19 protein-coding genes and 1 pseudogene are annotated in these 23,884 nt (G+C 43.6%); 11 read left to right on the top strand and 9 right to left on the bottom strand.

The genetic code is table 11. The features are described from left to right. Nucleotides 1-71: 71 nt before the first annotated feature. Nucleotides 72-1,619, bottom strand: coding sequence for a DUF3360 family protein (locus VHA02S_RS01380; protein WP_005446706.1), 1,548 nt, complete (start codon nt 1,617-1,619; stop codon nt 72-74). Between the two features lie 457 nt (nt 1,620-2,076). On the opposite strand from VHA02S_RS01380, the gene VHA02S_RS01385 reads away from it, so the two are divergent. The 5 genes and pseudogenes from VHA02S_RS01385 to VHA02S_RS01405 all read left to right on the top strand — a co-directional run bounded on the left by VHA02S_RS01385 (nt 2,077) and on the right by VHA02S_RS01405 (nt 6,913). After that, on the top strand, nt 2,077-3,543 hold the full coding sequence (locus VHA02S_RS01385) for a hypothetical protein (protein ID WP_038898169.1): 1,467 nt from the start codon (nt 2,077-2,079) through the stop codon (nt 3,541-3,543). 239 nt (nt 3,544-3,782) lie between these two features. After that, nucleotides 3,783-4,553 carry an ABC transporter ATP-binding protein gene (locus VHA02S_RS01390; protein WP_005446708.1) on the top strand — a complete coding sequence of 257 codons (771 nt, stop codon included), beginning with the start codon at nt 3,783-3,785 and terminating at the stop codon, nt 4,551-4,553. A gap of 79 nt (nt 4,554-4,632) precedes the next feature. After that, a pseudogene (aotJ, locus tag VHA02S_RS01395) lies at nt 4,633-5,410 on the top strand (L-arginine-binding protein AotJ). A gap of 81 nt (nt 5,411-5,491) precedes the next feature. Then, the gene (locus tag VHA02S_RS01400; RefSeq protein WP_017819029.1) at nt 5,492-6,232 is read left to right on the top strand and encodes an ABC transporter permease; all 741 of its coding nucleotides are present in this window, start codon (nt 5,492-5,494) and stop codon (nt 6,230-6,232) included. A 3-nt stretch (nt 6,233-6,235) separates the two neighbouring features. Continuing rightward, complete coding sequence (locus VHA02S_RS01405) at nt 6,236-6,913, top strand: ABC transporter permease (protein ID WP_005446711.1); 678 nt, start codon at nt 6,236-6,238, stop codon at nt 6,911-6,913. 100 nt (nt 6,914-7,013) lie between these two features. Here VHA02S_RS01405 and xthA read toward each other — a convergent pair whose 3' ends face one another. Continuing rightward, on the bottom strand, nt 7,014-7,820 hold the full coding sequence (gene xthA, locus VHA02S_RS01410) for an exodeoxyribonuclease III (RefSeq protein WP_009698305.1): 807 nt from the start codon (nt 7,818-7,820) through the stop codon (nt 7,014-7,016). A 177-nt stretch (nt 7,821-7,997) separates the two neighbouring features. Here xthA and VHA02S_RS01415 point away from each other — a divergent pair, with 177 nt between their 5' ends. Beyond that, complete coding sequence (locus VHA02S_RS01415; protein ID WP_038898168.1) at nt 7,998-10,115, top strand: methyl-accepting chemotaxis protein; 2,118 nt, start codon at nt 7,998-8,000, stop codon at nt 10,113-10,115. 74 nt (nt 10,116-10,189) lie between these two features. On the opposite strand, the gene rsmS is transcribed toward VHA02S_RS01415, so the two are convergent. The 4 genes from rsmS to dinG are packed head-to-tail and all read right to left on the bottom strand — an operon-like array spanning nt 10,190 to nt 13,771. Beyond that, nucleotides 10,190-10,354, bottom strand: a complete 165-nt coding sequence (gene rsmS, locus VHA02S_RS01420) for a pleiotropic regulatory protein RsmS (protein ID WP_005449861.1) — start codon at nt 10,352-10,354, stop codon at nt 10,190-10,192. Nucleotides 10,355-10,356: 2 nt separating this feature from the next. Next, nucleotides 10,357-10,899, bottom strand: coding sequence for a primosomal replication protein (locus tag VHA02S_RS01425; RefSeq protein ID WP_038898167.1), 543 nt, complete (start codon nt 10,897-10,899; stop codon nt 10,357-10,359). After that, entirely contained in the window at nt 10,896-11,681 is a 786-nt protein-coding gene (locus VHA02S_RS01430) for a sulfite exporter TauE/SafE family protein (RefSeq protein WP_005449856.1), read from the bottom strand. Before VHA02S_RS01430 ends, VHA02S_RS01425 begins: the two co-directional genes overlap by 4 nt. Nucleotides 11,682-11,695: 14 nt before the next feature. Then, nucleotides 11,696-13,771, bottom strand: coding sequence for an ATP-dependent DNA helicase DinG (gene dinG / locus VHA02S_RS01435; protein ID WP_029788996.1), 2,076 nt, complete (start codon nt 13,769-13,771; stop codon nt 11,696-11,698). A 514-nt stretch (nt 13,772-14,285) separates the two neighbouring features. Here dinG and VHA02S_RS01440 point away from each other — a divergent pair. Continuing rightward, nucleotides 14,286-15,269, top strand: coding sequence for a porin (locus tag VHA02S_RS01440; protein ID WP_009698301.1), 984 nt, complete (start codon nt 14,286-14,288; stop codon nt 15,267-15,269). Between the two features lie 264 nt (nt 15,270-15,533). Next, nucleotides 15,534-16,199, top strand: a complete 666-nt coding sequence (locus tag VHA02S_RS01445) for a DUF2057 domain-containing protein (RefSeq protein WP_038898166.1) — start codon at nt 15,534-15,536, stop codon at nt 16,197-16,199. Nucleotides 16,200-16,296: 97 nt separating this feature from the next. Here the strand turns inward: VHA02S_RS01445 and VHA02S_RS01450 are convergent, their stop codons facing one another. Beyond that, nucleotides 16,297-17,001 carry a pseudouridine synthase gene (locus VHA02S_RS01450; RefSeq protein WP_005449848.1) on the bottom strand — a complete coding sequence of 235 codons (705 nt, stop codon included), beginning with the start codon at nt 16,999-17,001 and terminating at the stop codon, nt 16,297-16,299. Nucleotides 17,002-17,372: 371 nt separating this feature from the next. On the opposite strand from VHA02S_RS01450, the gene VHA02S_RS01455 reads away from it, so the two are divergent. Then, entirely contained in the window at nt 17,373-19,598 is a 2,226-nt protein-coding gene (locus VHA02S_RS01455) for an NADP-dependent isocitrate dehydrogenase (RefSeq protein WP_038898165.1), read from the top strand. A 129-nt stretch (nt 19,599-19,727) separates the two neighbouring features. Here VHA02S_RS01455 and cspD read toward each other — a convergent pair whose 3' ends face one another. Beyond that, complete coding sequence (gene cspD / locus VHA02S_RS01460) at nt 19,728-19,946, bottom strand: cold shock domain-containing protein CspD (RefSeq protein ID WP_005427548.1); 219 nt, start codon at nt 19,944-19,946, stop codon at nt 19,728-19,730. A gap of 711 nt (nt 19,947-20,657) precedes the next feature. On the opposite strand from cspD, the gene clpS reads away from it, so the two are divergent. After that, a complete protein-coding gene (gene clpS / locus VHA02S_RS01465) occupies nt 20,658-20,978 on the top strand; it encodes an ATP-dependent Clp protease adapter ClpS (RefSeq protein WP_005427554.1) in 321 nt (106 codons plus the stop codon). Nucleotides 20,979-21,026: 48 nt separating this feature from the next. Beyond that, nucleotides 21,027-23,297: an ATP-dependent Clp protease ATP-binding subunit ClpA gene (gene clpA / locus VHA02S_RS01470; RefSeq protein ID WP_005449844.1), complete on the top strand. Its 2,271-nt coding sequence runs from the start codon at nt 21,027-21,029 to the stop codon at nt 23,295-23,297. Between the two features lie 347 nt (nt 23,298-23,644). Here the strand turns inward: clpA and infA are convergent, their stop codons facing one another. Further along, nucleotides 23,645-23,863, bottom strand: a complete 219-nt coding sequence (infA, locus tag VHA02S_RS01475; protein WP_001040192.1) for a translation initiation factor IF-1 — start codon at nt 23,861-23,863, stop codon at nt 23,645-23,647. Nucleotides 23,864-23,884: the final 21 nt, after the last annotated feature.

Below are 23,884 nucleotides of genomic sequence, written 5' to 3' on the forward strand. Positions count from 1 at the left end.
AAATCCTAAAAAATCTCGATAAAAATTGGGTAGCGACGAGCGCTACCCACACAATTTTTGAACGAATGTCATTATAGCCAAGCTTTAATGCCATATTGTCCTTCTAGCATACCTACTGCAAGCATAGCGACTAAACAGATAACAAGTACACCTACAGGGATCACAATCTTATCGACAAAGGATAGACGAGAAGCGCGCTCTTTATCACCAATCAGACCATTGTTGTCTAGCAGCATAGTCAGTGCCCAAGCAAGAACTGGGTTAACGACTGCAGAACCAAAGATACAGATACCTGCTGCTTGAGAATCTTTCGAGTCTTTCACCATCTGCATACCTGCTTCAAGTAGAGGTAGAGATACACCTACAAGAAGAGCAACACGCATTACTGGTGGCCATACTGCGATATCCATTGGGAAACCAAGGATTGCAATGATCATTACCAGAAGACCAAGAAGGATTGCACCGCCAGGGATAGGGCGTTTTGCGATCGCTGCTGGGATCATGTAAGTACCCCAAGATGAAGTGATGTTACCACCACCTACTGCTGTACCTACCATCTGACGGATAGAACACATTGTCATTGTGTCATCTACGTCCATCAATACTTTTTCTGTCTTTTTAGGGTAGTTCAATTCTTGGAAGATACGGTGACCTAGGAAGTCAGGAGACCACATTGCCACGGCAAGGATTGCAAATGGTAGAGATGCGATGAAGTGTTCCATGTTAGGAAGACCTAGCATCCAACCTTCTTCAGTACTGCCCCACCAGTAAACAGGGTTTAGGTTAGGAAGACCTGTTTCAGTGACGAATTTAATATCGAAACCTGCACCTAGTACTAAAGCGATTGCAAGACCAGTGAAAGCACACACCGGAATAGCAAGCCAACGCTTGTTCACTTTTGCAAGGAATGCGTATAGTGCGATAGTGACTGCCAGTACGATCAGACCAACATAGCCCATGCTACCAGCTTCAACAGTAGAAGATTGCAGACCAACTGCCCATTCTTGAATCGAAGTAATCTGGCTCATGGTACCAGTCAAACCCAAGAAGATAAGCAAGCCACCGGCTGTACCTTCCGAGGTGAGGTTCACCAGTTTGGAGCCGCCTTTTAGGAAACTCAGTAGAAGACCGAACACACCGATTAGAATTGCCAATGCAAGAGGGTGAGCACCAGCAAGAGCGATGGTACCAATAAGAGGGATCATTGGACCGTGGTTACCTGCAAGGTTGGCTTTAGGGTTAATAAAACCAGAAGCAAGTACACAGAAAAGAAGTGCAGGGATAAGCATTTCTACACGTGCAACTTCGATAGCAAAATCTTTGCCCAAGTTGACGTGGTCCCATGCTGCAGTAAGACCTTCAGCCCAAGACATCATTACCGCAGAGTACATTGCGATAATACCGATAGTACCAGCAAGTGCTGGAACAAGGTCTTCAAGCTCAAAGCGGAAGTCACGACCTGGCAAGTTCAAGCCAAATCGACGTGGCTTCATAATTTGTAGTTCGTGGTCTAGGTAGTCTGAACGGCTTGCGAACTCAGATGATGGACGATGAAGCTCGCGGTAGCTTTTAGTCTCAATATCCGAATCAGAGTGCGCTTTATTAACTGCGTCTGACATAGATTCCTCATATATTTAAAAGTTATGAATTCTAAATTGAATTGTGTTTTTCCGCTTCCTGCGGCACGTCCTATGCTAGCTATTATTAGATTTTGTCACACGAATATCTCGTGCCTAAGCATAGCTAATAACTTGTTGTGTTGAGGCACAAAAAATTCCTCATCATTGGGGCGGAGTCTAACAAGATAGCCCTTTGGGGTGATTGATTTAGATCACTTTAAGAATAGATGTGAAAGAAAACTACAGAAAGTGTCTGGCATGCGAACAACTTGGTTATTTCGTGTGTAATTCGATTACACAAGTTGCATAAAATTAGATGTGGTTTTGCGGAAATAATACTCAACGATATTTATTGATATCATTCATGAGTGATATTAAAAGCTGGCTTTATTCTTGCTTAGTACCGAGCAAAGACGATTTTTTGGCTAACCATTGCCGCTCAGTTTAGGAAGAAGACATGAAACAGCTTAAAGTACTGCCGCTAGTGGCAATCATTTCGGGATTAATGGTCGGTTGCGGTGGCGGCGGCGGCGGTGGCGGTGGCAGTTCTACACCGAGAACTACATTCACTTTTACTTTTGCTGCCCCAAATGTCATCAGTGAAGCAAACGCACAAAAAGATAGTTGTACTGTTTACGAGCGTAGAGTAGATGGCAATGGCATCAATCAAGTATTAACTTATCAACCAGCTGTAAGTGCACAGTTAACAGGGGATAAGGTTGTTGGTTTCTATTCTGACAAGAATGGTGTCCGTCAAGGCGACTTTATCTACCCATCAGGCACTACTTTGAAATTTGTTCTAGAAGACATTCCTGAGGACGGCTACTTTACTTATCAGTTGCTTGATGCTTCTGGAACCGTATTTACGGCAAACAGCTTTAGTCGAGACTTTTTACAGGACAATAACCTTAGAAACTCAACGTTCTCGATGAATCGAGAGGCGGTGTCTGCTTGTAACAAAAATGGTAACTTTAATAAGACTACCCGAACCGATCTTAACTATGTGGCAACAGAAGCTGGTGGCTTAGAGTACAACTTTATATCTCAAGTTGCTAAAGAGTCTAAGCCTGCTTATTCCATTGACTCTTTGGATGTGAGAGCTATTGGTTCGAAGATGGAGTCGACTATCGTGCTGCAATATGCGGACGCAGCGAAGACAGAACTGCACCAATATGGTATTCGCGATTGGTCAAGTGAATCACCATTGCCGTTGGTTGGTATGACTGGTTCTTCACCAATCTTGAACCCAACATCTTTTAAATATGACACTTTAGACATCAGTGTACTGGTTGGTGATTACAACTACGAAGTTGCAGAGTTACCTATGTCAACGACGAAGTTCTACCACCCGCTTGAACCTAAAACGGAAACTTGGACTTACAGTGTTGCAGCTGAAAAACCGATCAATGGTTGGACAGTTGCGCTGAACCAAAAGATGTACCAGGACGCAAAATGGGATATCTCAATTGATCCAAGCGCTTACTACAACCTAAATGCTCTGCCTGCAGCGCATGTGGTGAGAGGTTCAACGATTGATACTGGTTTTGCTTTCAATGACCAAGATAAAGGCTTTAGCCGCCTCGCATATCGTGCAGAGTCTAACTCTGGAACACTACACCGAGTAACACACAAGATATTTACAACTTTAGAGAGTGATGTCGTTGTTCCGGAATTGTACTACTACACATTCGATGACAGTGTGAAGCAAGATTTGAAAGTTTCTTCTACCAGTGATTACTCACAATCTATTGTCGTGGAGTCTGCTGAAGCAAACCTAAATAGCTATGACTTTGTTTCTCTTTTCTCTCATGGTGATGTGACCGATCTTAAAGTGGATCACGATGGTCTTGTGATCAGTGAAGTTGATTCTGAGAAGGTCAATACGAATGCTCAGAAGTCTGACTTTATGGTGTTGATTAAGTAATAATTAACATTTTTACAAAAAAGAGCCCCTTCCTGTGAGGGGCTTTTTTACGTCTAATATTCAGCATTAAAAGAATATATTGCTAAAAATTGCATATTCATTTGATTGTTGTATCTATCTATTCGAATTATTTAGGTTAATAATTTGTTGCAACTTGCGATGGGTGGTGATAGTTTGTTCCAATTCAAAGAGGGCGGAGTCCCTTAATTGCAGTGACAAAAACACAGGGAGTAAGGCGCATGAATGATGTACCAGCGCTAGATATAAAAGACCTGCACAAAACATTTGGACAAAATGAAGTCTTGAAAGGCATTTCACTTGCCGCTCATAAAGGTGATGTTATCTCCATCATCGGCTCTTCCGGTTCAGGTAAGAGTACCTTCCTTAGATGTATTAACCTTCTTGAAACTCCGACCGCCGGTGAAATTTGGGTAAATGGTGAACTTATCCAGATGAAGAACAACCGAGCAGGAGAGTCAGTTCCAGCTAATGAGAAACAAGTTCAGCGCATTCGCTCTCGTTTAGCCATGGTGTTTCAAGGCTTTAATCTTTGGTCACATCTAACCGTTCTAGAAAATGTGATTGAAGCACCAGTTCATGTGCTTGGCGTACCGAAAGCTCAAGCCATCGAAAACGCTGAACTGCTTTTGAAAAAAGTGGGATTGTACGAACGTAAAGATTACTACCCTGGACATCTATCCGGAGGTCAACAACAACGTGCTGCTATTGCTCGTGCTCTTGCTGTTGATCCAGAAGTGATGTTGTTCGATGAGCCGACCTCAGCACTCGATCCTGAGTTGGTTGGTGAGGTGTTAGGAGTAATGCGAGATTTGGCAGATGAAGGGCGAACGATGTTGGTCGTTACCCATGAAATGGCATTTGCGCGTGACGTATCTAACCACGTGATGTTTTTGCATCAAGGCTTAGTGGAAGAACAGGGAGATCCAGCTAAGCTATTTACAAACCCAGATTCAGAACGATTACAGCAATTTATCTCATCTATCTACTAATATTTCTTGGGTGGCAGTCTTTTGCCACCCATAAGCACAACAATCAAAACCAAATAAAAGCAATCACAGGAGTATGGAAATGAAAAAGTGGTTATTAGCAGCAACGCTTGCTGCAACAGCAGTGTCTGGTGTCGCTCAAGCGAAAGAATGGAAAACCGTTCGCTTTGGTATTGAAGGCGCTTACCCTCCGTTTAGCTGGACAGAAACGGACGGCTCTCTAAAAGGCTTCGACGTGGATATGGCGAACGCACTTTGTGAAGAGATGAAAGTGAAGTGTCAGATCGTTGCTCAAGATTGGGATGGAATTATTCCTTCTCTACTTGCTCGTAAATACGATGCGATTATTGCTGCAATGTCGATCACTGAAGAACGTAAGAAGAAAGTCGACTTCACAGGAAAATACGCGCTGATTCCAAACAAGTTCATCGCTAAGAAAGGTGCAAACCTAGATTTTGATAACCTTGATGGTCAAAAAATTGCCGTGCAGCGTGCAGCGTGCAACGACTCACGACAAATACCTGACAGATAACTATGGCGACAAAGTTGAAATCGTGCGTTACGGATCATTTGACGAAGCGTACCTAGATCTTGCAAACGGTCGTGTTGCGGCAGTGCTTGGTGATGCGTCTGCACTAGAAGAGGGTGTTTTAAACAAAGCTGGTGGCGATGCTTATGAATTTGTTGGTCCTTCACTAACGGATCCTAAGTGGTTTGGTGATGGTTTTGGTATTGCAGTTCGTAAGCAAGACAAGGATCTAACGAAAAAGCTCGATGCAGCTATTTTGTCACTACGTGAAAAAGGTGTTTATCAAGAAATCGCAGGTAAATACTTTAACTACGACGTTTACGGCGAATAAGCTGTAATTAAGCGACCGTTGGCTTGTTCCTAGAAGTAACCAACGGTCGATCTTTTGAGTTTAGGGATTAGGAACTCACCTATGCTGGATCTACAAGGATATGAAGCCTCGATCTTAAAAGGGGCTCTAGTAACCATCGAAGTCGCAATACTTTCTCTACTTTTAGCGGTCATTCTCGGAATGCTGGGTGCATTGGCGAAATTGGCACCGTACAAGTGGGCAAGAGCAGTTGCGACGCTTTATACCACTATCATTCGTGGCATCCCTGATTTAGTTCTGATGATGCTTATCTTCTTTGGTGGTCAAATTCTACTTAACAATAGCCTTTACTCGATCAATGAAACACTCAATGAATGGTTTACTGCAAGTGACCCAAATCATGAGTGGACTTCGTATTTGCCAGATTACATCGATGTCAGCCCCTTTATTGCTGGTGTTTTAACCATTGGGTTTATCTTCGGTGCATACATGGCAGAGACGTTTCGTGGCGCTATCATGGCGGTAGACAAGGGTGAACTAGAAGCCGCAAAAGCTTATGGCATGAGCCCGATAATGTCGTTCCGAAGAATTCTATTGCCTCAAATGATCCGACATGCTTTACCAGGCTTTGGTAACAACTGGTTGGTTCTACTGAAAACGACCGCGTTAGTATCCATCATTGGTCTGGAAGATATGGTGCGCATTAGCTCGTTGGCTGCGGGTACAACCAAAATGCCATTCACTTTTTACATGGCGGTTGCAATCATCTTCTTGTTCTTTACCAGTGTTTCAACAGGCTTACTTAAGTTGGTTGAACGCAAATTTAGTATTCACGCGAGGTAAACCATGGATTTTTCATTGATAATTGAAAGTTTCCCGGTCTACCTAGATGGATTGTGGACGACGGTATGGCTTGTTGCGTTAGCACTGGTGATTGGGTTAGCCGTATCGATTCCTCTTGCGATTGCACGTAATAGTGCAAACTACGCACTAAGCCTGCCTTCATGGGCGTTTATTTACTTTTTCCGAGGCACTCCTTTGTTGGTGCAGCTGTATCTGATCTACTACGGCATGGACCAGTTTTTTCCGGTAAAAGACACGCTTTGGGAAAACGCATGGTTTTGTGCGCTGGTGGCGTTTGTTCTCAACACGTCCGCTTATACTGCTGAAATTATTCGCGGGGCAATCAATGGCTTGCCGAAGGGAGAGGTAGAGGCAGCTAAGGCATACGGTATGAGTACGTTTATGACTTACCGTCGCATTATTCTTCCAAGTGCTTTGCGTCGCGCGTTACCTGCCTACTCGAATGAGGTTATCTTCATGCTTCATGGCAGTGCGGTCGCCGGCATCATCACCATTATGGATCTGACAGGTGCAGCACGTTTGGTGAACTCAAGATACTACGCACCATTTGAGTCATTCTTGACAGCGGGACTCTTCTACATGGCGCTGACATTTATTATTTTGTGGTGCTTCAAAGTGGCAGAGAAGCGCTTCTTGGCGTACCTAAGACCATTGAGCTAACAAGATGGGTTGTTCATTCCACTTCATGTAGGACAATACAAACATCAAAAAAGAGCGCTTGTTGGCGCTCTTTTTTATTTTTAGTCGATGTTAGTAAGAACTACTTGAAGGTTGACCAGATTGGCGCGTGATCTGAAGGTTTTTCAATGCCTCGTAACTCATAGTCAATATCGGATTCTATGCATTTTTCTGCGAGTGATGGTGTTGCCAAAATAACATCAATACGAAGACCACGGTTATCATCGAAGCCACGCGAACGGTAATCAAACCACGAGAAGCGGTCATCGACTTCAGGGTGTAAGTTACGGAAAGTATCTTCAAAGCCCCAATCTAGAAGCGTTTGCAACCACTCACGCTCTTCTGGTTGGAAAGAACATTTACCCGTTTTCAGCCAACGTTTACGGTTTGGTTCGCCGATACCGATGTCCGCGTCGATTGGGCTGATATTGATGTCGCCCATGACAATCAGCTGCTCATCGTTAGTGTGGTGATCGTTGAGGTAAGTCATCAAGTCTTTGTAGAACTGACGTTTGTATGGATACTTAGTTTCGTGAGCAACGTTATCACCTTGCGGGAAATAACCGTTAAGAACCGTCACTTTTTCACCGTTTTCATCTTCAAACGTCGCCATGATCATGCGCTTTTGGTGTTCTTCATTATCGGTTGGGAAACCTTTTTGAACGCTGATAGGCTCTTGTTTACATAGCATTGCCACACCGTAATGGGCTTTTTGACCGTGAAAGTAAACTTTGTATCCCATTGCTTCTACATCGTCGATAGGGAAGGCTTCGTCGTGAACTTTGATTTCCTGCAGACCAATCACGTCAGGTTGGTGCTTGTCGATGAGGGCTTGGAGTTGATGCAGACGCGCACGAAGTCCATTGATGTTAAAGCTAATTACTTTCATTTTTTATCCTTCTCAGAGGGCGTGTTTGAGCATGATGTTACCATTGCAAAGGCAAGCTGAAAATGGTTCTCATGTAAACGGAATAAGTTTAAAGAATTGTTAAATATGTAATTGCTATTGTGCCCGCGTATGGTTTAATGAGTCTCAAAAATGAGTTTGCTTGAATAAGGATGTTGTATGCGAACCATATCTGTGCAGTGGAAAATTACATTACTCTCCGGGCTTTGCCTTCTCGTCACTTCTTTATCTTTAATTGGTTTTTCGGTCTACAACGCGCTCGGTAACCAAAAGTTGTTGCAGCGAGAAACTAGCTCTTCTGTTATCGAAAAATCTGAACAACTCTTACAGACACGAGCGTTATTAAACGCGACGGAAGTGTCTGAGTATCTCAATGAAGCGACTTACCGCGCTGAAATGTTGGCAGCAAATGCGCTGTTTTTTAAAACCAACTCGGAAGAGAATTTTGGCAGTAGTGAAGATCTTCGCTCCGCTCTGAATGAAATGATTCGTCAGGCAGTGTTACGCTTTGACACGATACAAGCGGCTTATCTGGTGTTTAATCCAGACATGCTCGACAGTGAAGATGCCAACTATCGAAGTGCCGATTACGTCGGTTCTAATGAAGTCGGTCGGTTTGCGACCTATTGGTCCAAAGCGAGCAATGGTGAAAACGTGTTAGCGAGTACGATAAGTGAGCAAGCCTTGAATGAGAACGACAATGCTGAGCGCTTTTACTGTCCGCTCTCGTCTGGTCAAACTTGCATTGCATCGCCGCGGGTTAACACCAACGATGCTGGTTCCTTCTTAACAACATCGATCTCCATTCCACTCATTGTCGAGAGTATGCCGATTGGCTTCTTGGGTATAGAGCTACGATTAGACCAGTTAGCGAGCATTGCGATTAATTCTGATCAGAGCTTGTTTGCTGGTGCTGGAAAGGTATCAATGATCAGTCTCGATGGAACTTTGTTAGCGTCAGATAGTAACACTGATTCCCCTGGACAGCCTTTTTCGAGTTCCACCATTTCTAATGACAATCTCACTGATTTATTGTTTGGCGGTGAAGCCAAGGTTGAATGGGATGCCTCTGGTGAGTGGATGACGGTCTTTTCGCCTATCCAAATAGCGAATCAAACGTGGGGTGTGATCTTTGAAATGCCTCGTTCTGCAGTGCTTGCTGATGCGGATCAGTTAGACGCTTTGATTACCAATAAGATGCAAGACGGCGTTATTATTGAATTAAGTGTTGGTGTCGCACTTGTCGTTGTTGGACTGATTACAACCGGACTGCTGGCTAAGACCATAGTGAAGCCGATTCGAGAAGTTGTCGCTCGTTTGGAAGATATTTCGACAGGGGAAGGAGACTTAACTCAGCGTTTGGAAGCTAAAACAGACGATGAAATTGGTCAACTTGCGAGGGCGTTCAATCGATTTCTTGAGCGTTTGCAATTAACGATTAAAGAAGTCGCAGAAACATCTCGACAAATTGCAGATAAGACCGAACATGCAAAACACGTTGTAGCCGTTACTCGAAATAGCAGTGATTCGCAGTTTAAAGAAGTTGATTTAGTCGCGACTGCTGCTGAAGAAATGACGCAAACAGCGGCGTTGGTGGTACAAAATGCCGAAGTTGCGGTAAAGGCGGCTGGTGAGGCGAGTGAATCTGCAGAAAACGGTCAGAAAGTGATCTTGGCGTCTGAAGCTCAGATGCAAAAACTATTATTGACCATGATGAATGCCGTCCCGGTTGTAGAAGAGCTAGCGAAGAACAACGCCAGCATTACCGAAATTCTTTCTGTTATTGAAGGCATTTCTGAGCAAACCAACTTGTTAGCTCTCAATGCAGCAATAGAGGCCGCACGAGCTGGTGAACAAGGTCGTGGTTTCGCTGTGGTGGCTGATGAGGTAAGGAGCTTAGCAAGTCGAACTCAAAGTTCGGTGGGTGAAATTCGAGATGTCATTGCTAATGTTCAAAAGGGCACGCAAGCGGTTGTTGAGTCCATTACAGAAGGGAATCAAAGTGCGCAATCCTCTTCTCAACAGGTGAATATGGCGGTAGAAGAATTACAGAAAGTATTTGAGTCAATTGCTGCGATAAGTGATATGAATAATCAGATAGTAAAAGCGGCAGAAGAGCAGCAATCTGTCTCTAATGAGGTGAATCAAAGTGTGGCGAACATTCGCGATCTGAGCAGAGAAATCCTTAATCAAGCGCAAACGTCGGAAAATGCAGGTATCGAGATGACCTCACTTTCTGATCAACAGCAAACCTTAATGTCTCAATTCAAAGTATAACGTGGTATCAACGCAAACTCAGCTTAAACAAAGAGGAGCGAAATCGCTCCTCTTTTTTGTCTATTTGTTGTCTATCAGTTTGCGTTGATCTTATTTTCAAGATCGCTTTGTACGATCTTAATCGCTTTTAGCGCTATTTTAGGATCGATTTCATTCGTTTCTAGCAAGTAAATTAAATCGACAGCTAGCTTGATCTCTTCTGGGGCATCATCCAGTGGTGATTTCGATTCTTCAGACATGCTCAATTGTTCTCTCTTTGGGTTACTTGCTTTTCTAGCTCGCTTAATGCTGCTTCACAGCGAATCAGTCGTTGTTTTGCCGTTAATACAGCTTTCTGCGCTTCGGTGTGTAAATGAGCTGGAGCAATGGCAACTATTTGTTGTTTTTCTATAACCATCTCGCGCAAGCGACGAGCCCATTCTTTATGCTGCGCGACTTCTTGTTTTAGTGCATCAAGGGACTTGTCTTGTCGAGCAGATTTCTTAGGCTTTGCTTTAGGTATCTCGGCGATAGAAATTTCGCGTTGAATTGCCGTGATTTGGGCAACCAATCGGTCAGTCAGATATTCTGCTCGTTGCGCATTTAACTTACCTTCTTTTTGCTCCTTGATGATGTCGTTTAATGTCGCTCTTGCTTCATTGACACAAGGAACTAACAAACGAGAGCGGCAGCGAAATAGGCGTTCATCAAACAGCATTGCCTCATGGTGACCTCGCTGATGGTCAAGTGAAGCCGCTTTCTCAGACATTTGTTCTAGACCATTGGAAAGCTGTTTGATGTTCATGATAAGCCTACAAACCACGCATCATAAGCGAGTTTAATTGCTAATACGCTGACAACAGAAACAAACACAGGGCGAATAAATTTAGAACCAAAGCGGATTGCAGAGTGAGCACCAACAAATGCGCCTGCCATTAAACATACGCCCATTGTTAATCCTAGCACCCAATTTATATGACCCAAAACAGCAAAAGTGACAAGAGAAGTGAAGTTGCTAGTAAAGTTCATCGCCTTTGCTAAGCCGGAAGCGAGCAAGATGTTCAACCGATAAAGCGCCATTGAGCTTACAGTCCAAAATGCGCCAGTCCCTGGTCCGGCTAGACCATCGTAGAAGCCGATTGAGAATCCTTGCAGATACTGCTTTTTATTCAACATTGGGCATGGTTCAGGTGTCGGGCTTTGGTGAGTCGATTGTGGAGCTTTATGGAACACGGTATACATCGCGGCAGCAAGAATAATGAGAGGTAAAACCTTCTCTAGCCATTCAGTACTGATTGCGTCGACAAACAATGTGCCGAGCGTGGCACCAACAAGAGTCGCCACAAACGCTCGTCCCCAGCATTGTGGTTTAAACAAACGCTTCTTGTAGTATGTGAAAGCGGCAGTAGAAGAGGCAAACGATGCTGCCAGTTTATTTGTGCCCAATGCAATGTGCGGAGGGAGTCCCAACGACAATAAGGCAGGGACGGTGAGCATACCGCCACCGCCTGCAACCGCATCGATAAATCCAGCAACAAAAGCGACGAGCGCCAAAACCAACAGCATGGTTGGCTCAATCATTTCCATAAATCGTTATTCTTCTAATATTCTATCTTGCGTTTAAATGGCGGCAACGAGTCAATTAAGGCTTGCCCGTAGCGTTTTGTTATCAAACGTCTATCAAGGATGGTCACTCTACCAGAATCGCGCTCTTTGCGCAGTAAACGACCGACACTTTGAATCAGTTTTTTGCTCGCATCAGGCACAGTAATTTGCATGAATGGGTTGCCCCCTTTCTTTTCTATGTACTCTGAGTGCGCTTGCTCTACGGGTGAGGTAGGGACACCAAAAGGAATCTTAGTAATGACCAAGTTTTCCAATAGCTCTCCTGGTAAATCAAGACCTTCCGAGAAGCTACCCGTGCCAAAGAGAATACTGGTTTTCTGTTGGTCGACGAGCTTTTTATGTTTTTTTAGAATTTCTGCACGTGAACTTTCGCCTTGTACTTGCAGTGCCCAGCCTCGTTTTACAAAATCAGCACTTAGAGCATCTGCGACTTGGTTCATCTGCCAATATGACGAGAATAATACCAAGTTCGCTTTGTTGTCTTCTAAATACTTAGGCAAAATTTCAATAAGATATTCGGTAAACTGTGGCGCTTGAGGTTCATACTTCATCGCAGGGATTAAAAGCTCCGCTTGGTTCTGATAATCAAACGGTGACGCCAAGGCTAAAAACTGCGTACCTGACTCAGGTTTTGCGTCTACTCCCACTTGATGGCAAAAGTAATGGAATGAATTCAGTGCACGCATCGTAGCAGAGACTAATACCGCACCGATACAACGACTCCAGATTTGTTGATCAAGTTGCCAGCCTATTTCCAAAGGTGAAACGCTCACAATATAGTCACCTTCACGATCTGGGTGCTTCTCAAGCCACCTTGCTAACGGTGCCCCTTTTTCTCGTGTTGGCTCTGCCATCAAGTTCCAAACTTGAGCAAGATTTTCTAAGCGCTGAATGTAGAACCCCAATTCAGCCAGAGCTGGCTCTGCTAACCTTGAAGAAAGTTCCCCGTCTTTTACTCGCTCAGCAATCAAATCCGCAATTTTCGCGACACTTTGGTTTGCTTTTTTACTGAGCTGTTTTAAATCTTTAGATTGATTTTCTAACCAAGTTGGAAGTTCGCCATGTTCAAAGCGATAGATGTTTTCTTCAAATTGGTTTGGGTCAAATTGCTTTGTTAATTGGCTAAGCGCGGGAATGAGTTCTTGTACCGACTCCTGCAAGTCATTGCGAAAGCGTGCGACGCGTTTCTCGTCTGCCAATGATGAGAATTTGCTGGTGGACTGATTGAGTTTTTCTAACCAAGCTGCCGCTCCTTTTAAGCTTGCAGATGCGGAAGCGTGGTCTCGTGCGACGTGCGGAAGATGATGCGCCTCATCAAAGACATAAATAGTATTTTCCGGCTCGGGCAGAATTACGCCACCACCCAGATCGGCGTCTGCCATTACTAATGAATGGTTTGCGATGATGACATCATTTTTATCCAGTTCTGAACGTGCTTTTTGGAAAGGGCAGTTACGATGAGCTGGTAGGCTGTTATTACAGCTGTGCTTGTCACTGACAATCAATTGCCAGATATGGTCATCAATAGGTTTTGGCCAGGAGTCGCGGTCGCCATCCCATTTGCCTTGAGCAAGAGAACGGTACATGGTTTCCAACAAATCAATGTCTTTCTTTTTTGGCTTAGTCTCAAACATGGCAAGTTGTCCGCCATCGACACCACTTGCCGTTGCGAGTTTCTCCGCGCAGCAATAACGTTGGCGCCCTTTTGCCAGAATAAAAGAAAACTCTCGGTCGGTAATACGACGAAATAATGGGAGATCTTTATTCACCAACTGTTCTTGCAACGCGACTGTTGCAGTCGAAATCACGACTTTTCGGTTGTTGTAGACTGCCACGGGAATAACTGCCATCAGATATGACAATGACTTACCGATCCCTGTTCCTGCTTCTGCAACAAGCATTCTATTCGATTTGTGGTATTGCCCGCACAACGTCTTAGCAATCTCTGCGACTAGGTAATTTTGCGCTCTTCGAGGTACAAAGTTATCCAGTTGAGCTTGTAAGTTCTGGTAGCTGGTTCTGATCGATTTTTGGATGTTACTAGTTAGCATAAGTGCCTCAAACGCGTGGGGCGCGCATAGTAGCACACATCACTAGTTGTACTGTAGTTCACAAAACGGAATGCTTTTATGTGGAATGTAGATCTTGTTCACAAAAAAATATTGAACTCAATCTAAATGAAAATAATTTCATTAGGTGAAAAATATAAAGCTTCAAAAATGCCATTTGACCAGAATTTTATTCTGAATTAATTCGGTTTTTTGTTGTTGTAAGGTTGTTTATCTCTTTTGTTTATCTTTTGCTAAATTAAGAAAAATCAAGTCGATTGTTTAGAACTTCATCGAATAATTGAAACTTAAATTTCTATGTTGCTGTAAAATAAAGATTTTTTTGTTTTTTGATGTTGTGATTTAGAAAATTTGACAGCCAGAATAATCTTTTGCACTCTAGTGCCCAGATTTTGCAGGTAAAGCATTGTTGCGATTTGATAACAAGCGACCTCAAAAATATAAAAAAGGGAATCGGAAAGGATATCCCAATCTAAGAAAAGGCAGTGGATTAATTATGAAAAAGACTCTAGTAGCTCTTGCAGTAGCAGGCATCTCTACGTCTGCACTAGCAGCAGGCAACATCTACGACAACGGTACAACTTCTTTCAACCTTAAGGGTGAGATCGATACTTACGTAAGTACTGTAGAAGGCAAAGAAAACGGCAAAACTACAGTTAAGCGTGACGTAGACGTTGACCTATGGGCTAAAATCCAAATCGATGCAGAGCACAAACTAAACGAAGACATCAAAGTATTCGGTTCATTTGAACTAGAAAACGGCGAGTTCTTCGATAAAGACAGCAGCTCTGACCACGCTCGCGTACGTACAGATGACCTATACTTCGGTGCTTACTTCGGTGACAACTGGGGTGTGGCTCTAGGTGAAGTTGGTGATTTCGGCGACTCTCTAGACGCAATCACTATCGACAACACTAACGAAGGTCTTGGTTACGTTGATGATTTCGTAAAATCAAAAGAAAGTGCTGGTCACGCTGTTTCAGTTAAAGGTAGCTTCGACAAGCTAACTGTTATCGCTGATGCATACCTAGATCAAAACGAGAAAATCGATACTGCATTCGGTCTATCTGCACAATACGCAATCAACGACATGTTCACTGTTGGTGCTTCTTACCAAGATCAAGAGAACCGTGACGTTGCTGGTACTGATTACCAAGTAATGGGTGCAGCTGTTCGCTTCAACATGGATAACTTCTCTGCTGCAGTTAACTACGTTGCTGAAGAGCTAAACAAAGCTGACCAAGATACATGGTCTGCAGTAGCTGCTTACCAAATGAACGAAGCACGCGTTTACACTTCATTTGGTTTCACTGAGTACGAAGGCGACCACGACCAGTCTTACTACACGTTTGGTGCTGACTACGCTGTAACTGGTAACGTTCTAACGTTCATCGAATACACTGCAAGCGAAAACGACGAGAAAAACGTTTCTAAGAAAGAAGCTGACCTAGTTGTTGCTGGTGTTTACTACACGTTCTAATTTCAGAACTTAAGTAGATATAGTAAAGGTCGCATTTATTGCGGCCTTTTTTATATTAAAAGCTTGCATCTCCTTAGGCTCCTGAAAGCATGGACTAAGTGAGTACATGAAGATTTTTGAGACTTGAATGCGCTTACCAATTATCTACAGTCAATGATGTAGAAATGATTGGCTTTTCAGCAATGATTTCCTCAAACTGTGATGAATCGTAAGCGATATTTAACTCTTTTGATGTAATTAATTGAATTTTAAGGTTATTAGGATATGAGACTAAAAGCTTGGACTGTAGCATTTGTGCTTGGGTTGTTTGGTACAACAGCGAACGCAGACACAACAAATAAAGCTGATACTTCAGCAACCTTAACTACCGCTCAAGGCGTTCAAGTGCTGTTTGTAAATGGCGTTAGTGCGGATGATTTGAGTGAACCGTTTGGTCTTGTTGATGGCTCTAACCAAGTAGTTGTAAAAGTAAACAAAGCTATTGGGCGCGGTGATAAGCGTACTCAAGTTTACTCTGCACCGTATATTCTTGGCTTTAGCTCTGGTGCGGGTGAGCTTTATATTGATGCGCCATCTTTTAGAGAAAAACGTCAGGCAGACAAGCTGTTCGAACAAGACAAAATGGACTGGAAAGTAAGTTTCAACGATAAGTCAATTGATTACTCGCAATATAAAATGCCAGGTGAGAAAGGTGCGTTCCCTTACTCAAACCTAGATGAGCAACTAGCGGAATACAATGAAGCTAATGGCGTTTTCTTTGCTAACGGTAAGAGAGTCGAATTGTCTGAGCTACAAGCAGCGACGGCTGTAACGGCAACTAGCAAAAGCGCGCAAAGAGTAAAATCACCGGTAACAAAAGCGAAGATTGCCTACCTAGAAATGACAGACGAAGAACGTCAGGCATTCATGAAGTGGGTTGCTCAACAATAAATATTATTGGTGACGACAAAAATATAAAAAGCAGGTCTTGACCTGCTTTTTATATTTTTTGATGTGGGTGTTTTTGGATGTGCGAGCTTAGACGAGCTTAGAGAGTGACTTCTCGCCATTCTCCCGGCTTCAAGTCGTCAAGCGCAATATCACCCATGGAGTAACGTACTAAACGCAGTGTCGGGAAGCCAATATGTGCTGTCATTCGTCGTACTTGGCGATTTCGACCTTCAATGATCGTAATTGCTAGCCAAGTTGTAGGAATATTAGCTCTAAACCGAACGGGCGGATTTCTATCCCAGATCTTTGGTTCAGGCATCACTTCTACTTTTGCTGGTAATGTCATGCCATCTTTCAATTCAACACCTTTACGAAGTTTTTCCAAGTCCTCTTCATTAGGTGCTCCATCTACTTGTACCCAGTAAGTTTTTGGCGACTTTGATTGAGGTTGTGTCAACTTTGCTTGCAAGATGCCATCATTTGTTAGCACCATCAGACCTTCGCTATCTCTATCTAACCGTCCTGCCGCGTATACATCTTTGACAGGGATGTAATCCGCTAACGTTTTACGACCATCTCCATCGGTAAATTGGCTCAACGTATCATAAGGTTTGTTGAAGATGATCACCTTACGGTCTTCTGGTGTAATGCGTGGTTTTGTTGACTTTGATGAACGGGTAGAGCGCCCTGGTCGATTTTTCGCCTGTCCATTTGAATGGTTTGACTTGCCTGAGCGTTTAAAATGGCTCGGTTTAGAGTGGTTACTACGGCGACCTTTTTCATGACCCGTGCGAGATGACATGTTAACTACCTTGCAAAAATGTAAATGAACTGTGTTTGAAAGTTTTAAGTTTTCTTCTTATCGGCTATCATTTGCGCGCCTAAAACTAACAAAAGCGCACAGAATAATAGACTATTTCGTGTTATTTGTTTAATGATATAGCCAAGTTGCTTTTAGAGAGGTGTTTTTGCAAAAGAACTTCATGAAAGCAAACTTGGCACAAAGTGCACTCATGGATAGAGAGCCATAGAGCTTCAAACTATAAGAAAGAGTGCAAACCGCATGTCACGTTGGTGAGGAGGAATGCACTACTAACGTTAAGCAATGCGTAAATTCAACGAACTCAGTTGCTGAGTTGTTCAGCTTAGTTGAGTAAAAAATAGGGAAATTTCATGCCTACAGAAAAACCTACAATTATCTACACAATCACTGATGAAGCCCCGGCGTTAGCAACCTATTCATTACTACCAATCATTCAATCGTTTACTGCATCGTCTGGCATTAATGTAGATACTCGTGATATTTCGTTAGCAGGTCGTATCATCGCTAACTTCCCAGAGCATTTAAAAGAAGAACAGCGCATCGGTGACGCGCTAGCAGAACTTGGCGAGTTGGCGAAAATGCCAGAAGCAAACATCATCAAACTTCCAAACATTTCTGCATCTATCCCGCAGTTAAAAGCTGCTATCAAAGAGCTGCAAGCAAAAGGCTATGAGCTACCAAACTACCCAGAAGAGCCGAGCACTTACGAAGAAGAAGCGATTAAAGCGACTTACGACAAAATCAAAGGTAGTGCGGTTAACCCGGTTCTACGCGAAGGTAACTCAGACCGTCGTGCGCCACTTTCAGTAAAGAATTACGCGAAGAAGAACCCACACTCAATGGGTGCATGGTCAGCGGATTCTCAATCTCATGTTTCAAGCATGGCAGACAACGACTTCTTCGGTAGTGAAAAATCGGCAACCGTTTCTGGTGCTACTGACGTAAAAATTGAATTTGTCGCTGCAGATGGTTCGGTGAAAGAACTTAAATCGGCGTTCCCTTTACAAGACAAAGAAGTGCTCGATTGTTCGGTAATGAACAAGAAAGCGCTTGTTGAGTTCTTTGAGAAGGAAATTGCAGAAGCAAAACAGCAAGACGTTCTGCTCTCTCTACACATGAAAGCGACCATGATGAAGGTATCGGATCCAGTTATCTTTGGTCATGCTGTTAAGGTTTACTACAAAGACGTGTTTGCAAAATACGGCAAGCTATTTGAAGAGCTAGGCGTTGATGTAAACAATGGTATCGGTGACGTATACGCGAAGATCGATGCGCTACCTGCTGAACAAAAAGCGGAAATCGAAGCGGCGATCCTTGCGGTATACGAAACACAACCAGCACTCGCGATGGTTGACTCAGATCGCGGTATTACCAACCTGCACGTACCAAGTGACATCATCGTTGATGCTTCTATGCCAGCAATGCTGCGTGCATCTGGTCAAATGTGGGGACCAGACGGCAAACAGAAAGATACTAAAGCAATGATTCCAGATCGTAGCTATGCAGGTATTTACCAAGCGGTTATCGATTTTTGTAAAGAACATGGTGCATTTGACCCAACAACTATGGGTAGCGTACCAAACGTAGGTCTAATGGCTCAGAAAGCTGAAGAATACGGTTCACACGATAAGACATTCATTTTAGATGCAGCAGGTACTGTACGTGTTGTAGATGCTTCTGGTGCGGTTCTTCTTGAGCAAGAAGTAGAAGAAGGTGACATCTTCCGTATGTGTCAGGTCAAAGATGCGCCAATCCAAGATTGGGTGAAACTTGCGGTAACTCGTGCTCGTGCTTCGGGTGCGCCGGCTGTGTTCTGGCTTGATGAAGCGCGTGCTCATGATGCAGAACTTATCAAAAAAGTGAATGCCTACCTTCCAGCACACGATACTTCAGGTCTAGAAATTAAGATCCTTGCGCCAATCGATGCATGTAAATTCTCTCTAGAGCGTATCAAAGAAGGTCTAGATACCATTTCTGTAACGGGTAACGTATTGCGTGATTACCTGACCGATTTGTTCCCAATTTTGGAGCTTGGTACTTCAGCGAAGATGCTATCTATCGTTCCGCTAATGAACGGTGGTGGTCTATTTGAAACGGGAGCAGGAGGTTCGGCACCTAAGCACGTTCAGCAAGTTGAAAAAGAAAACCACTTACGTTGGGATTCTCTAGGTGAGTTCCTTGCGCTGGCAGCTTCTCTAGAGCACCTAAGCTCTGTGGCGGGCAATGCGAAGGCTCAAGTTCTTGCTGACGCTCTTGATAAAGCAACAGGCGAGTTCTTAGACGAAAATAAATCACCTTCTCGTAAAGTAGGTGAGTTGGATAACCGTGGTAGCCATTACTACTTAGCATCGTACTGGGCGAAAGCATTGGCTGAGCAAACAGAAGACGCGGATCTTGCAGCAGAGTTTGCCCCTGTCGCAAAAGCGTTGGCAGAGCAAGAGGAAGCGATTGTGTCTGAGCTAAACAACGCGCAGGGTGTAAAAGGCGAGCTAGGTGGTTACTACTCGCTTGATGATTCTCTAGCGTCTACATTGATGCGTCCAAGCGCAACGCTGAACGCTATTATCAATAAATAATCTTGTACACGCTACTTCGGTAGACCTATAGAAACAATAAACCCGCTTTACGCGGGTTTATTTTTCTCTTCATAAAAGCTCGTGTGCTTCTACGAGAGTAAATGATTTGTCTTTCCGACAGCGCTCTATTTATTTGGCTTGGCCTTCTATTGGAACAACGCTGCTTGCGTGTGAACCTTTTGGACCTTTTTCAATCTCGTATGAGACTTGTTGGCCTGCTTTCAGTGTACGATAACCGTCCATTTGGATAGTTGAGTAGTGGGCGAAAATGTCTCCTTCCTCTTCGTCTGAACAAATAAACCCAAATCCTTTGGCGTTGTTAAACCACTTTACTGTACCTGTAGCCATGCTTTTACATCCCTCATGCATTTTTTACTGATGTTGTTACTTCACCCAAGCCATCCCTTCAGCTTGGTCTCATTGTTAGCCTTGCTATGCTAGTAATTGCTAACACACGTCGAGTGTGCACATCCACATTCATCAAATTGTTAGAAATCCAACAAATTCAGAATGAGGATTTATGCATCAACACTTTCCACTGTAGTCAATGAATCTCGTCAGTCAATAGTGAAAGACAACATTAAGAAACATATTTGAAAACAAATCACTTTTGAGATTAACAATTTTGCAAACTCAATCGAGGTGGTTCGCCGAAGTTTAGATAAAAGGTCTGCAAGGTATTGAAATAGAGCGAAGGCATTCTAAACCAAGTGTGTACATTAGAAGATTCTACTAAATGAATAAAAAGTGATGTTTTCGTGATATTTAGCGACTTTTCCGTTGTAAGTGTGATCTTGGCAGTTTAAGAATGTTTATCGGTTATATGGAAACAGAGCAAAAATTGATAGTTCTAACAGCAAAAAATAACCGTTCTAAGAGATAAAAATCTTTTATTTGCGCGCCTGCCGGAGGTGCATTAGTCTCTATATGAGGACGCAAATTTTATCTATCAAAATCGAATTAGGTGTCATATCTCACTACACCGCACGGCATGCTTATGGTAGATTGTTTTTATAGGTCGAAAACATCAACCCTTTGATACGATATCTTTGAATTGCCATGAGTAAAAATTTTGAATGGGTGACTCCAGACTCAGATCTTCTGGAGCGAGAAAGTACAAAAGTTCAGCCGCCAAAGCTATACAACGTTGTACTCAATAATGATGACTATACACCTATGGATTTCGTCATAGAGGTGCTTGAGCGATTCTTTTCACATGATATTGATAAAGCAACGCAAATCATGCTCAAGATTCACTATGAAGGAAAGGCAATTTGTGGCACATACAGTGCAGAAATTGCCGAAACAAAAGTAGCGCAAGTGACGATGTACTCAAGGGAAAATGAGCATCCGCTACTATGTACTATGGAGCAAGCGTAATAAGAAGACTTGCTCGAGCAACCAAAGTTGTTCTTTCGGGAGGTACTTATGCTAAATAAAGAACTAGAGTCAAGCCTTAACGGTGCATTCGCTCGTGCACGTGACAAACGCCACGAGTTCATGACTGTCGAACACCTCCTACTTGCATTATTGGAGAATGATGCAGCTAAGGAAGCCCTTCTAGCCTGCAAAGCGGACCTTGATGCTTTGCGTAACGAACTCGATATTTTTATCGACCAAACAACGCCGCTCATCCCAGAAAGCGATGAGACGCGCGAAACCCAGCCGACATTGAGTTTCCAGCGTGTACTTCAACGCGCCGTCTTCCATGTTCAGTCGTCTGGTCGAAGCGAAGTGACCGGGGCAAACGTTCTTGTTGCTATTTTTAGTGAGCAAGAGTCTCACGCCGCTTATCTGCTGAAAAAGAATGATATCTCTCGTTTGGATATCGTTAACTTTATCTCTCATGGTATTACCAAAGCTTCTGGTTCAAGCGAAGACTCTTCTTCGTCCGATTCTTTTGGCTCGGAAGCGCCTGAAGAAACCAACCCAGAAGAACGTTTAGAAAGCTTTGCTACAAATCTAAACCAAGTTGCAAAAGCCGGTAATATCGACCCTCTTATTGGTCGTGATAAAGAGCTAGAGCGTACAATCCAAGTACTTTGTCGCCGCCGCAAAAATAACCCATTACTTGTGGGTGAAGCTGGCGTAGGTAAAACCGCGATTGCCGAAGGGCTCGCTTGGAGAATCGTTGAGGGGCAGGTTCCTGAAGTGATTCAAAACAGTGTGATTTACTCGCTGGACATTGGTTCTTTACTCGCTGGTACTAAATACCGTGGTGATTTCGAGAAGCGCTTTAAGTCTGTGTTAAAGCAGCTAGAGAAAGAAGAAGACGCGATCCTGTTTATCGATGAAATTCATACCATCATCGGTGCGGGTGCCGCTTCTGGTGGTCAAGTCGATGCCGCTAACCTGATCAAGCCTCTACTAAGTAGTGGTAAGTTGCGTTGTATCGGTTCAACGACGTACCAAGAGTACAGCAACATCTTTGAGAAAGAGCGTGCATTGTCCCGTCGTTTCCAAAAGATCGATGTGGTAGAGCCTTCTCTGGATGATACAACCAAAATTCTAATTGGTTTGAAACCTAAGTATGAAGCGCACCACGAAGTACGTTATACCAACAAAGCGCTGCGTGCAGCGGTAGAGCTGTCAGCGAAGTACATCAACGAGCGTCACTTGCCAGACAAAGCAATCGACGTTATTGATGAAGCAGGCGCCCGCAGTCGTCTAGCACCAGCAAGCCGTCGTAAGAAGACCGTTGGTGTTGCAGACATCGAAGCGATGGTCGCTAAGATGGCACGTATTCCAGAGAAATCAGTATCATCTTCAGATAAAGACATTCTGAAGAATCTGGATGACAAGATGAAGATGCTTGTGTTCGGTCAAGATACGGCAATCGATGCACTGTCAGAAGCAATCAAGCTATCTCGTGCTGGTCTTGGTGTGGATAACAAACCTGTTGGCTCATTCCTGTTTGCAGGCCCAACAGGCGTTGGTAAAACAGAAGTTACCGTTCAGCTTTCTAAACTACTAGGCATTGAGCTACTGCGCTTTGATATGTCTGAATATGGTGAGCGTCACTCGGTCAGTCGCTTGATTGGTGCGCCTCCAGGTTATGTTGGCTACGACCAAGGTGGTCTATTGACGGATGCGGTGATTAAACATCCTCATTCGGTCGTGCTGCTTGATGAGATTGAAAAAGCACACCCGGATATCTTTAATTTGCTACTGCAAGTGATGGATAACGGTACGCTAACGGACAACAACGGTCGCAAAGCGGACTTCCGCAACGTGATCCTTGTAATGACCACGAACGCAGGTGTAGCTGAAACTGAGAAGAAATCGATCGGTCTTATCCAACAAGACAACAGTCATGATGCGATGGCGGAAATCAAAAAGGTATTTACCCCTGAGTTCCGTAACCGTCTAGACAATATCATTTGGTTCAATAGCCTAGATGAAACGGTTATCCATCAAGTGGTTGACAAGTTCATCGTGGAGCTACAAGTGCAACTGGACGCTCGTGGTGTGTCGATGGAAGTATCGCAAGATGCGCGTCATTGGTTGGCTCACAAGGGGTACGACAAAGCGATGGGAGCTCGCCCTATGGGACGTGTTATCCAAGAGCAGCTTAAGAAACCTTTGGCGAATGAACTTCTATTTGGATCACTGGTTGACGGTGGAACAGTGAAAGTTACGTTGGTGAAAGACGAGCTTAAGTTTGAGTACTTAAGTGAGAAAGAAGCTGCGCTTCACTAAGCTTAGGTCTTGTTGAGTTCTAAAAGCGTGCGCTTAGTCGCGCGCTTTTTTATGCCTGCTATATATTCTCAATTAACCTCAATAAGCTTGGTTCAGCGAGAATGACCAGATTTGAAGGCGAGGCAACAATTTGAAACGCTGGCTATTTCGCTTCGTTGTCTTCCTTGCTTACTTTCGGTAAACAGAGAATCAGTGATAACGCTTTGAATCCTGTAACTTGAAGTCACTTGAGTATAGCTTGTAGCGTGAATTGAATTGCCAAAGCCAGACTGGTTTTTAAAGCAAATGACAAGCAATAAAAAACGGAGCTACGAGCTCCGTTTTTTATTGTATTCGAAAATCAGAGATTAACGAGCACGGAAGACGATGCGGCCTTTAGATAGGTCGTATGGAGTCATCTCTACAGTTACTTTATCACCAGTAAGGATACGGATGTAGTTCTTACGCATCTTGCCAGAGATATGTGCAGTCACAACGTGACCGTTTTCAAGTTCAACGCGGAACATAGTGTTTGGTAGAGTGTCAAGCACAGTGCCTTGCATCTCAATTACGTCTTCTTTAGCCATTTAATCCTCTTTAGAAATTAG

The sequence above is a fragment of the Vibrio harveyi NBRC 15634 = ATCC 14126 = KCTC 12724 genome (assembly GCF_001591145.1).
Lineage (GTDB): Bacteria > Pseudomonadota > Gammaproteobacteria > Enterobacterales > Vibrionaceae > Vibrio > Vibrio harveyi.

Bases quoted from the DNA above. Each gene is read 5' to 3' on its own strand.
- VHA02S_RS01425 (WP_038898167.1), bottom strand. From the start codon at position 10,899: ATGAACATCAAACAGCTTTCCAATGGTCTAGAACAAATGTCTGAGAAA.
- cspD (WP_005427548.1), bottom strand. From the start codon at position 19,946: ATGGCTACAGGTACAGTAAAGTGGTTTAACAACGCCAAAGGATTTGGG.
- VHA02S_RS01445 (WP_038898166.1), top strand. From the start codon at position 15,534: ATGAGACTAAAAGCTTGGACTGTAGCATTTGTGCTTGGGTTGTTTGGT.
- rsmS (WP_005449861.1), bottom strand. From the start codon at position 10,354: ATGTCTGAAGAATCGAAATCACCACTGGATGATGCCCCAGAAGAGATC.
- VHA02S_RS01400 (WP_017819029.1), top strand. From the start codon at position 5,492: ATGCTGGATCTACAAGGATATGAAGCCTCGATCTTAAAAGGGGCTCTA.
- VHA02S_RS01455 (WP_038898165.1), top strand. From the start codon at position 17,373: ATGCCTACAGAAAAACCTACAATTATCTACACAATCACTGATGAAGCC.
- clpA (WP_005449844.1), top strand. From the start codon at position 21,027: ATGCTAAATAAAGAACTAGAGTCAAGCCTTAACGGTGCATTCGCTCGT.
- VHA02S_RS01440 (WP_009698301.1), top strand. From the start codon at position 14,286: ATGAAAAAGACTCTAGTAGCTCTTGCAGTAGCAGGCATCTCTACGTCT.
- dinG (WP_029788996.1), bottom strand. From the start codon at position 13,771: ATGCTAACTAGTAACATCCAAAAATCGATCAGAACCAGCTACCAGAAC.
- VHA02S_RS01405 (WP_005446711.1), top strand. From the start codon at position 6,236: ATGGATTTTTCATTGATAATTGAAAGTTTCCCGGTCTACCTAGATGGA.
- infA (WP_001040192.1), bottom strand. From the start codon at position 23,863: ATGGCTAAAGAAGACGTAATTGAGATGCAAGGCACTGTGCTTGACACT.
- VHA02S_RS01430 (WP_005449856.1), bottom strand. From the start codon at position 11,681: ATGGAAATGATTGAGCCAACCATGCTGTTGGTTTTGGCGCTCGTCGCT.
- clpS (WP_005427554.1), top strand. From the start codon at position 20,658: ATGAGTAAAAATTTTGAATGGGTGACTCCAGACTCAGATCTTCTGGAG.
- VHA02S_RS01450 (WP_005449848.1), bottom strand. From the start codon at position 17,001: ATGTCATCTCGCACGGGTCATGAAAAAGGTCGCCGTAGTAACCACTCT.
- VHA02S_RS01390 (WP_005446708.1), top strand. From the start codon at position 3,783: ATGAATGATGTACCAGCGCTAGATATAAAAGACCTGCACAAAACATTT.
- VHA02S_RS01415 (WP_038898168.1), top strand. From the start codon at position 7,998: ATGCGAACCATATCTGTGCAGTGGAAAATTACATTACTCTCCGGGCTT.
- VHA02S_RS01385 (WP_038898169.1), top strand. From the start codon at position 2,077: ATGAAACAGCTTAAAGTACTGCCGCTAGTGGCAATCATTTCGGGATTA.
- VHA02S_RS01380 (WP_005446706.1), bottom strand. From the start codon at position 1,619: ATGTCAGACGCAGTTAATAAAGCGCACTCTGATTCGGATATTGAGACT.
- xthA (WP_009698305.1), bottom strand. From the start codon at position 7,820: ATGAAAGTAATTAGCTTTAACATCAATGGACTTCGTGCGCGTCTGCAT.